Here is a 13,036-nt window from a genome sequence, read left to right as displayed (position 1 = left end):
CGCTAGGTCTCCACCCTCGGTGGCGGATAGCGGCGCGCCAGCGCTGACAGCGGCAGGTGCCGTTCGCCTTCCGGCAGCTCGAGAAAGGCCAGCACTTGCGGCCGCTTCCAGTCACCGATGCCGAAATCCATCGCCATCCATTTCTGCGGCTCGGGGCCTTCGAGGCCCCGGACCCAGACGAAATAGCGGGGGAGGTCGTCGGCGTCCGCTTCCGTCGTGCGTCTCCTGGCCATCGAAGCTGCTCACTGCATCACCATTTCGTTGCGATAGGATATAGGTATCGGCTCGCTGAAGTCGAACTCCCGGCTGCGGGTCCTGAGAGGCTGGGCCGGCTGGTTAATTGCGCAGGTCTGAAGATATGAATGAAGTGATGATCGACGGCTGGGGTGACGCCTCGGACGTCACGAAAAGGCTGATCGGCTCGTGGTCCTTCAACCGTGTCATCGAAGGCCAGGCTACGATGCAGGGTATCGCGATCTTCACGCCACTGGACGGGGGGCGGTTGGCCTATCGCGAGCAGGGACATCTGAAGCTCGCGAACGGCGCCATTGTGCAGGCCGAACGCGAATACGTCTTCAGCAACAGCGAGGGCGGATTCAAGGTCTTCTTCAGGGAAGATCCGCCGCGGCTGTTTCACGAGATTTCATTGTCCGCATCTTCCGGGGGAGAGCTGAGCGGACGTGCGCGCCATCTTTGCAAGCACGACGACTATCAGTCGGCCTACATGTTTCGGCCGGATGGAACGTTCGTCGTCCGTCATGTCGTATCGGGTCCACGCAAGGACTACACGATGAACACGACCTACACGCGTCTCGCGTGATCAAGCCGGGGCGATGGCGACGGCCGTGCCGCCTCTCACCGCCAGAGCTCACTCTCCGCCACGCGGTTGATGTCGGCGAGCCGGCGGTCGGCGTCGCCGTGAATATCGATGCTCTCGACCAGCGTTAGCAGACGCTGATATGCGCCATCGGCGATTTCGACCGGCAGCGGCTCCTCGTCAAAGGCCTCGACATAGCTGCCGACGAGGCCGCTCAACAGGCGGCAAAGACCGCGCTGGGCGGGATCGTCCCGGCCGAGCGTCTCGAGCTTTTGCTGAAATGTCCGGAAGGTGCGCAGGCCGTGGTGCTGCTGCGAAAGCCACGTATGCAGGTCGTTCATGTGAGCTCCTTCGAGTTACAGAAGAAGCTACCGGTTTATACAGGTTGGATGTGACGATTGGAAGGGGAGGGAAATACCGGACTCGTTGATCTAGTCCGCCTTCGCCAAGGCTTCGGCGGGACAGCCTTCCCTGCTTCGCATGGATAGACCTCCGCCCGGCTCGCCCAGCCGTAGCTGCGAAGCAGCGAAGGCTGGTGCCCCTGGCCGGAATCGAACCAGCACTCCTTGCGGAACTCGATTTTGAGTCGAGCGCGTCTACCAATTCCGCCACAGGGGCTCCCGGTCGGCCCCTGGAAAAGGGCCTCGCAAAGCGGGCGGACTATAGCCATGGACAGGGCAGGGTCAACCCGCGCCAAAGTGATCCCGGCCGTTCTCGACAGCCGCCTGGGCCGGGGTTAGAGCCTTAAGAAAGCGACCCATCCGGAAGAGGCTGCCGTGACGACCCAGAGTGCCGCAATACCTGCATTCAGGCCGGCTGGGACCGGTCCCGCGCTGACCGCCTCGGTGCTCGTCACGCTGATTGCCGCCGCGACCATCGCCGGCGCCTGGTTCTTCCAGCTCGTGCTGGAGATCCTGCCCTGTCCGCTGTGCCTGGAGCAGCGCTACGCCTATTATCTCGCGATCCCGGTCGGTGTGCTCACGGCGCTTGCGGCGCGGAGCGGGGCGCCGCGGCCGCTGCTGCTCGCGGGCCTTGCGATCCTCGCGCTGGCGACACTCGCCAATGCCGGCCTCGGCACCTACCACTCCGGCGTCGAATGGGGTTTCTGGAAGGGCCCGACCGATTGCTCCGGTCCCGTCATCAATCTCGGCAATGCCGCCGACCTTCTGTCCAAGCTCGATACCGTGAAGGTGGTGCGCTGCGACGAGGTGCAGTGGCGGTTTCTCGGCCTTTCGCTCGCCGGCTACAACGTGCTGATCTCGCTGTTGATGGCCGCGATCGCGGCGTGGGGATTTTTGCGGACGGCGAGGCGTTAGGTAAGCTGCCGTAGGGTGGGCAAAGCGACTTGTCCGCCGTAGCTCGAAGAGCGAAGGCGGAAGCGTGCCCACCATTTTTAGCGATATTGCGGGAGCATAGTGGGCACGGCGCTAGCGCGCCTTTGCCCATCCTACGAGACCGGAGCTCCGCTACGACTGCGGCGCTTCGCTAATCATCCACATCGTCCTGCGTGCGGCCGAACAGGTGCACGATGCCCGGGGTCGCGATCGTCACGAACACGAAGCGCGACAAATGATGGGCGCCGACGAAGATCGGGTCGATGTGCAGCGTGAGCGCGAGCGCCAGCATCGCATCCATCGCGCCCGGCGCGAAGGCGACGACGACATCCGATAATTTCACCTGCGCGGTGAGCGCGACGATGCCGACGAAGATGGCCGAGACGGCGATGGCCACGGCAAACGAGCCCAGCGCCGCATGGATGTGGCCGGCGAGCGTCTTGATCCGCATCCGCGCGAAACGGCTGCCGATCAGCGCGCCGATGCCGATCAGCGCCACGCCGCGCACCCAGTTCGGCAGGCCGCCCTCGACCCAGCCTGCGCCATGCAGCACGCTGGAGGCGATCATCGCGCCGAACATCCAGCTCGCCGGAAACTTGATCAGCCGCAGCAGGAGCGCCGCGGCCAGCGAGGCCGCGACCAGCTCCACGAGCTCGAGCGGCGAGGCGATCGTCGTCGTCAGCGACGGCGCGACGGAGGGCGCCACGCCCGCGAACGCGAGCACCATCGGCAGCGCCGCGGTGAGGATGATCACGCGCAGGGTCTGCACCACCGCGATGCCGGGCAGGTCGGCGCCGCGCTCGACCGCCAGGATCGTGATCTGCGACAGCGCGCCGGGGCTGCCGGCGAGGAAGGCCGAGGTGCGGTCCCAGCCATGAATGCGCTGGAGGTAATAGCTCGAGCCGAAGGTCGAGCAGAAGGTCGCGAGCGCAAGCAGGCCGATGGTGAGGGGATAGGCGCTGACCTGTTGCAGCAGGTGGCGCGAGACGACCGAGCCCAGTGAAATGCCGAGCAGCACCAGCACGGTCTGGGTCAGGATCGGCGGCAGTGCCAGCTGGCGGCCGGCGATCGCGGCGATCCCGACCGCGATCATCGAGCCCGAGATCAGTCCCCCGGGAAGTCCGGCGACCAGAAACACGAGGCCGCCGGCGGTGCCGATGACGAGCGTCTCCACCGTGCTCAAGATCTTGGCACGGCTTGGCCATTCGAACGGCAGGGAGGCGGTGATTTGCTTCACGCCACCTTATCGCAAATCAACGAGAGGCGCACAATTGCAGCCTCGTCATGCCGCAATGCGCGCGCCTCTCACGGATGCTCGCGAGCCGTAGTGTGACGGATTTACTTCTTGTCGGCGGCGGGGGCGGCGGTGCCGGCCTTCGCTTCCTTCATGCACTCACGGCGGAATTTTTTGCGCTCCTTGCCCTTCAGTGCCTTGGCGTCCGCTTGCTTGGAGCATTCGAGCGACTCCGCCGAGCGCTCCTTCGACGCCTTCTTGTCGGCGGGGGCGGCGGCAGTTGTGGTCTTGGCGTCGGTCTTGGCAGCCGGCGCGGCGGTCTGCGCGAAGGCGGTGCCGGTGGCGAGCAGGGAGGTCAGGGCGACGATGGCGAGGCGAGACGTGAAGGTCATGGTGGTGCACTCTTGCGAGATTGCGGAGGGTTGGGAACGTCGGCTCGCCTTGCTGAACGCGACATGAATAATCCGAACCGGGGGGATCACTATATTTTGGCGGCAGGCGCCATCGCTTCCTTGTCGCGGCCGGGCGGCACGCTAGGATAGCAATCCTCGTTTCGCTTCCGTCGGGGAAGACCAAGGAGGAGGACCAAGGATGACCATTCAATCAAAATTGCTGTGTGCGGTTGCATTGACGGGCTTTGCCGCGCTGGTCGCGAGCGCGCCGGCGCAGGCGCTGACCTCGCAGGAGTGCAGTGCGAAATACCAGGCCGCCAAGAAGGACGGCTCGCTTGGCACAACGAAGTGGAATGACTTCCGCAAGGCCCAGTGCGGAGCGGATGCGACGCCTGCCGCCGCGCCGGCCGCCGCTGCTCCGGCTGCGCCCGCCGCTCCCGCCGAGCCGAAGCAGGCGAAGAAGGAGGCGGCCCCCGCTGCCGCGCCAACCCTGCCGGCCGGACCTGCGATCTATCCGAACGCCGTCGATCCGAAATACGCCAAGGAGACCGCCGGCAAGGCGCGCCTCCACACCTGCGTCGACCAGTACAACGCCAACAAGACCACCAACGGCAATGGCGGCATGAAGTGGATCGAGAAGGGCGGCGGCTATTACAGCGAGTGCAACAAGAAGCTGAAGGGCGCCGCCTGAGCTTCGACATGATGCGATGGCCGGAGCAAAGCTCCGGCCATTAGCCCAACAGCTTCTCGGCCGACTTCGCCACGAGCTGCGAGCGTTTGCGCGGACCGCGCTCGACGAACAGCAAGCTCTGGCCGAAGATGAAGCAATAGAAAAGGAAGGCCTGCGCCTCGGCCGCCTCGGCCTCGAGGCCGGTGGCGCGGTAGAGCTCGGCGACGTGCTTGAGCCGCGCCGCGTCCACGCTCGCGACTGCCGTGGCGGCGTTTTCGTCCGAGCGGGCCCATTGCCGGATCGCGAGCTCGATCGCCATACCCTCCGGATTGAGCCGCTCGGAATAGAGCTGGATCACCGCCTTCAGCCGCTCGCGGGGCTCTTGTCCATCGAGGCTTGTCTGCTGCGCGATCGACGCCGCGCGTCCCTCGCGCCAGCGTTCCAGCATGGCATCGAGCAGCGTGGCACGGTCGGCGAAGCGGCGGTAGAAGCCGCCCTTGGTGACGCCGAGATTCTTGGCGAGCACCTCGACCCTGACACCCTCGACCCCCGAGCGGGCAAGCTCGGTAAACCCTGCCTCGACCCAGACATCGCCCTTGCCGTCGTTCATGAAGGAAGCCTCACCGGTTCTTGATACGGTGCCGTATTGCTAACGCGAGGAGGCGCTGATACGCTACCGTATCAATGATCAGAGGGTGGAAAAACAGCAGGAGGAATTGCGATGCAGGAGGCGACCTATCGCGGCACGGTCTATCCGTGGCAGTGCGATCATGTCGGTCACATGAACATCATGTGGTATGTCGGCAAGTTCGACGAGGCCAACTGGAATCTGTTCGCCCGCCTCGGGCTGACGCCGAGCTATCTGCGCTCTTCCGGCCGCGGCATGGCCGCCGTGCAGCAGAACATCACCTACAGGCGGGAGCTGCTTGCCGGCGACATCGTCGAGATCCGCAGCCATTTGCTGGAGGTCCGCGACAAGTCGATCCGCTTCCGGCACGACATGACCAATGCCGAGACCGGCGAGATCGCCGCGTTCTGCGACATCACCGGCGTGCACATGGACCGCAGCCAGCGGAAGTCGGCGCCATTCACGGATGCGATCCGCGCGGTCGCTCTGCAGCATCTTGCCGAGCCGGCCGAGGCCTGAGCCATGGCCGCGTTCGAGCCGAAAAATCCGGGCTATCGCGCTGCTACCATTGCCATGTTCGACGGCCAGCCGGCGATGCGCACGCTCGGCATCGTGATCGTCCGCCTCGCGCCGGGCGAGGTCGAACTGGCCATGCTGCATTCGGCGGCCTTCACGCAGCAGAACGGTTTTGTCCATGCCGGCATCATCACGGCAGGCCTCGACAATGCCTGCGGCGTCGCCGCCTTCACCCTGATGCCGCGCGAGGCCGACATCCTGACCGTCGAGTTCAAGACCACGCTGCTGGCACCCGCCCGCGGCACGCGCTTCGTCTTCAAGGCCGAGGTGGTCAAGCCCGGCCGCACGCTCACCTTCTGCGAGGCCCGGGCCTTTGCCGAGCACGAGGGTAACACCACGCTGATCGCCACCATGACCGGGACGCTGATGGCGATGCTGCCCCGCGCGGCGGCTTCGCCAGCGCCGGCGGCGATCCGCGCATAGCATGGCGATGACATCGCGCCCGCAACGCTCTATATGACGCGTAACAGGTCCCGGTCGCGAACCGTATTTGCAGCGATGGGACCGAAACGGGACGAGATATGGCTGGATTCAGGAACAAGGGCCTCGTGGCGACGCGGCGTGCGGCGCTGACGCTGATCGGGGCTGGTGCCCTTGCGGCAGGTCGGATCACCTCTGCGCGCGCGGCCGCCGCCGATGACGAGGTGCTGACCGAAGCCAAGGTGTTGCGCGACCCCGATGTTCCCGTCGCCGGTAATCCCGACGGCAACATCAGCATTATCGAATGGTCCGACTACAATTGTCCCTATTGCCGCAAGCTCGAACCGGAGCTGCGCCAGGTGGTCCAGGACGACGGCAAGGTGAGGCTGGTGATGAAGGATTGGCCGATCCTCGGGCCGGTCTCGGTCACCGCGGCGCGGATCGCGCTCGCGGCAAAATTCCAGGACAAATACCATCAGGCGCATGATGCCATGATGGGTGTCAGCTCGCGCCTGACAGAGCCGCGCATCAACGAGCTGCTCGCGGCCGCCGGCGTCGACATGGACCGCCTGAAGCGCGATCTCACCGACCGTGCCAAGGACATCGACGCCGTCCTCAAGCGCAACAACGAGCAGGCCGAAGCCTTCGGCTTTAGCGGTACCCCCTCCTTCATCGTCGGCAAGTATCGCGTGCCGGGCGTGCTCAGCATGACCGAGTTCGAGCAGGTCATCGCCGATGCCCGCAAGGCCAAGATGAACTGACGCGACCGCATCGATCGCCGTCAATACAAAGGCGCCGCCGCGGACCCGCGACGGCGCCTTGTTCGTGATACGGCGTCGTTACTTCGACGAGATGCGGACCCAGTCCTTGTGCGCGCGATCGCGCAGCGCATCCCAATCGGCCTTGGCGACGTCCCAGTTCACGATGGTGCGATTGGACGTCGCGACCTCGCCATTGGCGACCGACGACGTCTGCATGGAGTCATAGACGTACACGCCGCAACCGAGCAGCAGCGCGCCCAAAATCATTCCGAAAAACGTCTGCATCTGCGAACCTCCGGTGACGGGCGATAACGTCGGCCCGGAGTGATGGTTCCGCGGCAGTACGGCGCAGATAAGGACGACCCGTTCATCCGCGGTTCAGCCACTCCAGCAGCTCTGCGTTGATCTCGCGCGGATAGGTGTGGCTGAGGTCGTCGATCTCGCGATAGGTGACATCGGCGCCGGTGGCGGAGAGGGCCGCCTGCGTCTGGCGCGCGGTCTGTACCGGAAACATCCAGTCGAGCTTGCCGTGGGTGATGAAGATCGGCAGCCCCTGCAGGCGCACGGCGTCCGCCATCTCCGCCATCAGCGGATGGAAGGTCGCCGACACCGGCGCGAGATGCGTGAAGGGCGAGGCGCCGTCGAGCCCGGTGACGTAGCAGAAGGTGCCGCCGTCACTCATGCCGGTCAGCAGCAGGCGCGAGCCGTCGATGGTCCAGCGGCTGCGCACCGTATCGAGAATGCGCATGAGGTTCGGCGTGTCGCTATCGTCGCCCATCAGCGCCCATGTCGGGCCGGTCGCGGTCGGCGCCACCAGGATCGCGCCAAGGCTGCGGGCATCGCGCAGCCAGCTCCAGAGAAAACCGCGGCCGTTGCCGCTGCCGCCATGCAGCGCCATCACCAGCGGCATGGCGCGCTCCGGCGAATAATATTCTGGCACATAGACCGAGAAGCCGCCGCGGCTGCCGGGCTCGTTGTGGTCGTGGAAGATGCCGGTGTGTTCGTCCGCGCCGGCTTCCAGCCGCGCCAGCAGATCGTCATTCTCGCGATTGGCGGCATTGAGGAAGAAGCTGCTCACCGGCGGAAACTGGGTCGACAGCGGATACAGCGCCTCCTGCGCACGAGGCAGATGGCGTAGCGCGCGGAAGACCGCGACGAGATCGCCATTGCCGCGCTCGACCTCGCGTATGCCGGCAAAGGCGGCGAGCGTCTCGTTGCAGGCGCGGTCGAGCCGCTCGCGCAGCCCCGTGAACTGCTCGGGCCAGGCGCCGATCGCAGCGTGCGCCGCCTGCAGCGCCGCGTCGGGCGCGCCGATCGCATTCATCACCGAGGCAAAGGCCGGCGGATGCAGATTCCGGGTGAAGAAGCCGAGTGCTTCCAGCGCGTTGAGCAGCGGCGGCAGCACGGTCACGATGTCGTCAACGACGGCCTCGCTCATCGCCGCTTTCCTTGCCTGATGTCGGTTCGATCTCGTCAGTGCAGCTTCGGCGCCTTCAAGAGCTTGAAGCGGTCGGTCGACGTCACCGTGACGTCGAAGGTGACACCTTCATGATGCACGGTCAGCGGCACGTCGACGCCGGCGGCGCCGAGCGCCCACATCGTCTTGTAGAAGGCGGTCTGGCTCGTCACCTCCTGGCCGTCCACCGCAAGGATGACATCGCCGGTCTTCAGCTCCGCGCGCGCGGCCGGGCCGTTGGTGGAAATCCCGATCACCACCAGGCGGTTGTCGATTTCGGTCGAATAGAGCCCGAGCCAGGGGCGCGACGGCTTGTTGACGCGGCCGAATTTGCGCAGATCGTCGAGCACCGGCTTCAACAGGTCGATCGGCACGATCATGTTGACGTGCTCGGCCTTGCCTTCGCGTTCGCGTTCGAGCTGCAGCGAGCCGATGCCGATCAGCTCCCCGCGCTCGTTGAGCAGCGCCGTGCCGCCCCAGTTCGGATGTGCGGGATAGGTGAACACGGCCTCGTCCAGCAGATATTCCCAATAGCCGGCGAATTCCTGCTTGGCCACGATCTGGCTCGCGACCGATCGGGTGCGCCCGCCGGCGCCGCCGACCACGACGCGGTCGCCGACCCTTGTTTTCGCCGAGTTGCCGAGCGGCAAGGGTTCGACGTCGAGCTGACCGAGCGCCTGCACGAGGCCGAAGCCGGTGACGGAATCGAAACCGAGCGCATGCCCTTCGACGACGCGCCCGTCGGCGAGATGCAGCCACACCGATTCCGCCTCGGTAATGAGGTAGCCGATGGTGAGCACCAGCCCGTTGTCGATCACGACGCCGTTGCCGGCGCGTTCGGTGCCCAGCGTTTCGGCACTGAAGGCGTCGGGCGGGATGATGGCGTGCAGGCCGACGACGGACGCGAGCGAGCGGTCGAGATCGAAACCGTAGTCGCTCGCGCGCGGCTGATTGGCCGGCGGCACTCTCCATTCGGTCAGGGCGGGCATGGAGTTCTCCTGGCTGAGAGCATTGCTCCGCCTTGGCCGGCGGAACGACGCGCGAAGCACTCATAATTTAGGCTGGAGGAGGCCGTCTTGAAAGCCTCGTTCCCAACTATTCCGGAGATCGCCGCGTGAAATCTTCGACAGGCACAGGACGCCCGCACAGGTGGCAAGCGGCCGCGCGATCCAGCACCGGCCGCATGGCTGCTGTCCCGCGACGTGCTAGGCGGGGTGCAATGAAGCTGCTAACCATTGCCGCTTCGTTTGACCAAGAGATCACGGACCGAAGCATGGATAACCGCAGCGACATCTGGCGTGGCGTCGACACGATCAAGGCGCGTTTCATCGACCTCAGCGACAGGGTCTGGGGCATGCCCGAGGTGTGCTACACCGAGGCGCGGTCCGCCGCCGAGCATCTCGCCGAGCTGCGCCACCAGGGTTTCCGCGTCACCGAGAACGTCGCGGGCATCCCGACCGCGGTGATGGGCGAGTGGGGTGAGGGCGGTCCGGTCATTGCCTTCATGGGTGAATATGACGCGTTGCCGGGCCTTAGCCAGGAGGCCGGCGTCGCCGAGCACCGTCCGGTCGAGACCGGCGGCCATGGCCATGGTTGCGGCCACAACCTGCTTGGTTCCGCGGCCCTGCTCGCCGCGACCGCGATGAAGGACTGGCTCGCCGAGAACAAGGTGCCCGGCCGCGTTCGCTATTACGGCTGCCCGGCGGAAGAGGGCGGCGCAGCCAAGGCCTTCATGGTGCGCTCGGGCGTGTTTGAAGACGCCGACATCGCCATCACCTGGCATCCGCATAGCTTCTGGGAAGTCGCGGTAACGCCGTCGCTCGCCAACACGCGTGCGGATTTCATCTTCACCGGTCGTACGTCGCACGCGGCGGCCTCGCCGCATCTCGGCCGCTCCGCGCTCGACGCGGTGGAGCTGATGAATGTCGGCGTGAACTACATGCGCGAGCATATGCCGAGCGACGCCCGCGTGCATTACGCCGTGCTCGACACCGGCGGCATCGCTCCCAACGTGGTGCAGGCACATGCGCGCGTGCGCTATTCGATCCGCGCCCGCGATCTGCCCGGCATGAACGAGCTGGTCGGACGCGTCAGCAAGATCGCAGAAGGCGCAGCGTTGATGACCGAGACCAAGGTCGAGATGAAGATCATCTCCGCGGTCTCCAACATCCTGCCGAATACGCCGCTGGAGCAGGCCTTGCACCGGGTGATGGAAGAGCTGGGGCCGCCGCATTTCGACGACGCCGACAAGGGGTTTGCCAGCCAGATCCGCGCGACGCTCAGCGACAAGGACATCGCGTCGGTCTATTACGCGATCGGCATGGAGCCGACCGATCGGCCGCTGGCCGACTTCCTGGTGCCGCTCGATGCCAAGCGCAACCCGCTGGTCGGCTCGACCGACGTCGGCGACGTGAGCTGGGTGGTGCCGACCGTGCAGGTTCACGCACCGACGGTTGCAATCGGCACGCCGTTCCACACCTGGCAGGTGGTGGCGCAGGGCAAGAGCGGACACGCTCATAAGGCCATGGTGCAGGCGGCCAAGGCGATGGCCGGGATCGGCATCAAGGCGTTGACCGATCCGGAGCTGATCAAGGCCGCGAAAGCGGACTTGCAGAAGCGGACCGCCAAGACACCTTATGTCTGCCCGCTGCCGGACCACGTCGCGCCGCCGCTGACCATGTCCGTGGCGTAGAATTTCGCCTCGATACTTCGTCTGATGCCGCGAACAAATTTTCCGCAGTGCAACGTGGATTCCGGCGCGATTTAGCGCCGGATTGCCGAACGCTTGGGCTGCGGAACAGAGTTTTGCCCAACAGACAGCCAGAACACCGTTTGCATACACATGGTCGCAGTTGACGCGCGGCCTATTCGGTGTGCCATCTACCGCCAGCAAAAACCCGGCGGCCGCGGTGCGGCTGCCTGCATCCATACGGGAACCAGACGGGGGACAACCATGCTGGATAAAGAACTGCGTTCGATGATCGGTGACGTGAAGGACGGCCGGATGGACCGCCGTGCCTTCATCATGCGTATGGCCGCGGTCGGCCTCACCGCCCCCCTCGCCAACCAGATCCTCGCGCTCGGCGGCGTCGCCATGGCGGAAGGTGCCCAGACCTACAAGCCGACCAAGCGCGGCGGCGGCGGTGCGCTGAAGCTGCTGTGGTGGCAGGGGCCGACCCTGCTCAATCCGCATTTCGCCACCGGCACCAAGGACCAGGACGGCGCGCGCCTGTTCTACGAGCCCCTCGCCTGCTGGGATCCCGACGGCAACATGAAGCTGGTTCTGGCGGCCGAAATTCCCTCGATCGAGAACGGCGGCCTCGCCGCCGACGGCAAGTCGGTGACCTGGAAGCTCAAACCAGGCGTCAAATGGCATGACGGCAAGCCGTTCACCGCCGATGACGTCGTGTTCAACTGGGAATATGCCAGGGATCCGGCGACCTCCGCCCTGACCATCGCGACGCTCCGCGACATCACGGTCGAGAAGGTGGATGACCTCACGGTTCGCATCCTCTTTAACAAGCCGACGCCGTTCTGGGCCGACGCCTTTGTCGGGGCTCCCAACACCATCATCCCCAAACATTTGTTCGCCGACTACAAGGGGTCCAAATCGCGGGAAGCGCCCACCAACCTCTCGCCGGTCGGCACTGGCCCCTACAAGTTCGTCGAGTTCAAGCCGGGCGATCTCGTCCGCGGCCAGCTCAATCCCGATTACCACATGCCGAACCGGCCTTATTTCGACACGGTCGAGATGAAGGGCGGCGGCGACGCCGTCTCTGCGGCGCGCGCGGTGATCCAGACCGGCGAATATGATTTCGGATGGAACATCCAGGTCGAGGACGACGTGCTGCTGCGCCTCGAAAAGGGCGGCAAGGGCAAGACCGTTTATGCCGTGGGCGGCGACACCGAATTCATCGCGCTCAACTTCACCGATCCGAACACCGAGGTCGATGGCGAGCGCTCCTCGATGAAGACCAAGCATCCGCTGTTCTCCGATCCGGCGGTACGCAAGGCGCTGTCGATGCTGGTCGACCGCGAGTCCATCAAGAAGGCGATCTACGGCCGCGCCGGCCGCACCACCGCCAACTTCCTCAACGGTCCCGAGAAGTTCGTCTCCAAGAACACGACCTGGGAATTCAGCATCGAGAAGGCCTCGAAGCTGCTCGACGACGCCGGCTGGAAGCCCGGCGCGGATGGCATCCGCGAGAAGGACGGCAAGAAGCTGAAGCTTCTGTACCAGACCTCGATCAACGGACCGCGTCAGAAGACCCAGGCGATCGTCAAGCAGGCCTGTCAGAAGGCCGGCATCGACGTCGAGCTGAAGTCGGTGGTGGCGTCCGTGTTCTTCTCCTCCGATGTCGCCAACCCCGACACCTACGCGCATTTCTACGCCGATCTCCAGATGTTCCAGATCCCGCTGAGCCAGCCGGATCCGTCTCAGCATATGCGCCGCTATCTGTCGACCAACGTCGCCACGAAGGAGAACAAGTGGCAGGGCACGAACTTCCCGCGCTGGGTCAACAAGGACTATGACGCAGCGATCGAAGCAGCCGAAGGCGAAATGGATCCGGTCAAGCGCGCGGCGCACTATATCAAGGCCAACGACCTCATGTTCCAGGACACCGTGTTCATCCCGGCGCAGCATCGCCTAAAGGTGGAAGCGGCAGCCAACAATCTGCGCCCGATCATCAGCGGCTGGGCCAACGAAACCGACAATCTGCACGATTGGTACCGCGAGGAATGATCCC

General features: G+C 65.1%; 16 protein-coding genes and 1 tRNA gene. 8 read left to right on the top strand and 9 right to left on the bottom strand.

What is annotated here, in order from left to right:
* Window positions 1–2 precede the first annotated feature (2 nt).
* The gene (locus AB7G19_RS38410; RefSeq protein ID WP_063985827.1) at window positions 3–233 is read right to left on the bottom strand and encodes a hypothetical protein; all 231 of its coding nucleotides are present in this window, start codon (window positions 231–233) and stop codon (window positions 3–5) included.
* 125 nt (window positions 234–358) lie between these two features.
* Here AB7G19_RS38410 and AB7G19_RS38405 point away from each other — a divergent pair, with 125 nt between their 5' ends.
* Window positions 359–820 (top strand): DUF6314 family protein, encoded by a 462-nt coding sequence (locus tag AB7G19_RS38405; RefSeq protein ID WP_085399475.1) that lies wholly within the window; start codon window positions 359–361, stop codon window positions 818–820.
* A 35-nt stretch (window positions 821–855) separates the two neighbouring features.
* Here AB7G19_RS38405 and AB7G19_RS38400 read toward each other — a convergent pair whose 3' ends face one another.
* Both AB7G19_RS38400 and AB7G19_RS38395 read right to left on the bottom strand, forming a co-directional pair.
* Entirely contained in the window at window positions 856–1,158 is a 303-nt protein-coding gene (locus tag AB7G19_RS38400) for a hypothetical protein (protein ID WP_085399474.1), read from the bottom strand.
* 192 nt (window positions 1,159–1,350) lie between these two features.
* Window positions 1,351–1,435: transfer RNA gene (locus AB7G19_RS38395), tRNA-Leu, on the bottom strand.
* Between the two features lie 158 nt (window positions 1,436–1,593).
* Between AB7G19_RS38395 and AB7G19_RS38390 the strand changes: the two genes are divergently transcribed.
* On the top strand, window positions 1,594–2,133 hold the full coding sequence (locus tag AB7G19_RS38390; RefSeq protein WP_085401904.1) for a disulfide bond formation protein B: 540 nt from the start codon (window positions 1,594–1,596) through the stop codon (window positions 2,131–2,133).
* 169 nt (window positions 2,134–2,302) lie between these two features.
* Here the strand turns inward: AB7G19_RS38390 and AB7G19_RS38385 are convergent, their stop codons facing one another.
* Together AB7G19_RS38385 and AB7G19_RS38380 are read right to left on the bottom strand one after the other, a co-directional pair.
* Entirely contained in the window at window positions 2,303–3,388 is a 1,086-nt protein-coding gene (locus AB7G19_RS38385; protein WP_085401905.1) for an AbrB family transcriptional regulator, read from the bottom strand.
* A gap of 101 nt (window positions 3,389–3,489) precedes the next feature.
* Window positions 3,490–3,777 carry a PsiF family protein gene (locus AB7G19_RS38380; protein WP_085401906.1) on the bottom strand — a complete coding sequence of 96 codons (288 nt, stop codon included), beginning with the start codon at window positions 3,775–3,777 and terminating at the stop codon, window positions 3,490–3,492.
* A gap of 199 nt (window positions 3,778–3,976) precedes the next feature.
* On the opposite strand from AB7G19_RS38380, the gene AB7G19_RS38375 reads away from it, so the two are divergent.
* Complete coding sequence (locus AB7G19_RS38375; RefSeq protein WP_063985822.1) at window positions 3,977–4,468, top strand: hypothetical protein; 492 nt, start codon at window positions 3,977–3,979, stop codon at window positions 4,466–4,468.
* 40 nt (window positions 4,469–4,508) lie between these two features.
* On the opposite strand, the gene AB7G19_RS38370 is transcribed toward AB7G19_RS38375, so the two are convergent.
* Complete coding sequence (locus tag AB7G19_RS38370; RefSeq protein ID WP_085401907.1) at window positions 4,509–5,057, bottom strand: TetR/AcrR family transcriptional regulator; 549 nt, start codon at window positions 5,055–5,057, stop codon at window positions 4,509–4,511.
* Between the two features lie 111 nt (window positions 5,058–5,168).
* Here AB7G19_RS38370 and AB7G19_RS38365 point away from each other — a divergent pair, with 111 nt between their 5' ends.
* The 3 genes from AB7G19_RS38365 to AB7G19_RS38355 all read left to right on the top strand — a co-directional run bounded on the left by AB7G19_RS38365 (window position 5,169) and on the right by AB7G19_RS38355 (window position 6,832).
* The gene (locus tag AB7G19_RS38365) at window positions 5,169–5,594 is read left to right on the top strand and encodes an acyl-CoA thioesterase (RefSeq protein ID WP_014491606.1); all 426 of its coding nucleotides are present in this window, start codon (window positions 5,169–5,171) and stop codon (window positions 5,592–5,594) included.
* Window positions 5,595–5,597: 3 nt separating this feature from the next.
* Entirely contained in the window at window positions 5,598–6,074 is a 477-nt protein-coding gene (locus AB7G19_RS38360; RefSeq protein WP_085401908.1) for a PaaI family thioesterase, read from the top strand.
* 98 nt (window positions 6,075–6,172) lie between these two features.
* Complete coding sequence (locus AB7G19_RS38355; protein WP_028147336.1) at window positions 6,173–6,832, top strand: DsbA family protein; 660 nt, start codon at window positions 6,173–6,175, stop codon at window positions 6,830–6,832.
* 78 nt (window positions 6,833–6,910) lie between these two features.
* Here AB7G19_RS38355 and AB7G19_RS38350 read toward each other — a convergent pair whose 3' ends face one another.
* The 3 genes from AB7G19_RS38350 to AB7G19_RS38340 form a co-directional block, all read right to left on the bottom strand.
* Entirely contained in the window at window positions 6,911–7,117 is a 207-nt protein-coding gene (locus AB7G19_RS38350; protein WP_085401909.1) for a hypothetical protein, read from the bottom strand.
* A gap of 82 nt (window positions 7,118–7,199) precedes the next feature.
* Window positions 7,200–8,270 (bottom strand): phospholipase, encoded by a 1,071-nt coding sequence (locus tag AB7G19_RS38345; protein ID WP_441268781.1) that lies wholly within the window; start codon window positions 8,268–8,270, stop codon window positions 7,200–7,202.
* A gap of 35 nt (window positions 8,271–8,305) precedes the next feature.
* Window positions 8,306–9,277, bottom strand: a complete 972-nt coding sequence (locus AB7G19_RS38340) for a S1C family serine protease (protein ID WP_085401911.1) — start codon at window positions 9,275–9,277, stop codon at window positions 8,306–8,308.
* A 284-nt stretch (window positions 9,278–9,561) separates the two neighbouring features.
* Between AB7G19_RS38340 and AB7G19_RS38335 the strand changes: the two genes are divergently transcribed.
* Window positions 9,562–10,980, top strand: a complete 1,419-nt coding sequence (locus AB7G19_RS38335; RefSeq protein WP_085401958.1) for a M20 family metallopeptidase — start codon at window positions 9,562–9,564, stop codon at window positions 10,978–10,980.
* Between the two features lie 261 nt (window positions 10,981–11,241).
* Window positions 11,242–13,032, top strand: coding sequence for a peptide ABC transporter substrate-binding protein (locus tag AB7G19_RS38330; RefSeq protein ID WP_085401912.1), 1,791 nt, complete (start codon window positions 11,242–11,244; stop codon window positions 13,030–13,032).
* The last annotated feature ends 4 nt before the right edge of the window (window positions 13,033–13,036 follow it).

Source organism: Bradyrhizobium sp. 215_C5_N1_1 (assembly GCF_052075935.1).
Lineage (GTDB): Bacteria > Pseudomonadota > Alphaproteobacteria > Rhizobiales > Xanthobacteraceae > Bradyrhizobium > Bradyrhizobium barranii.
The sequence above is the reverse complement of the archived record's forward strand: the minus strand, read 5'-3'. Positions and strand labels throughout refer to the sequence as shown.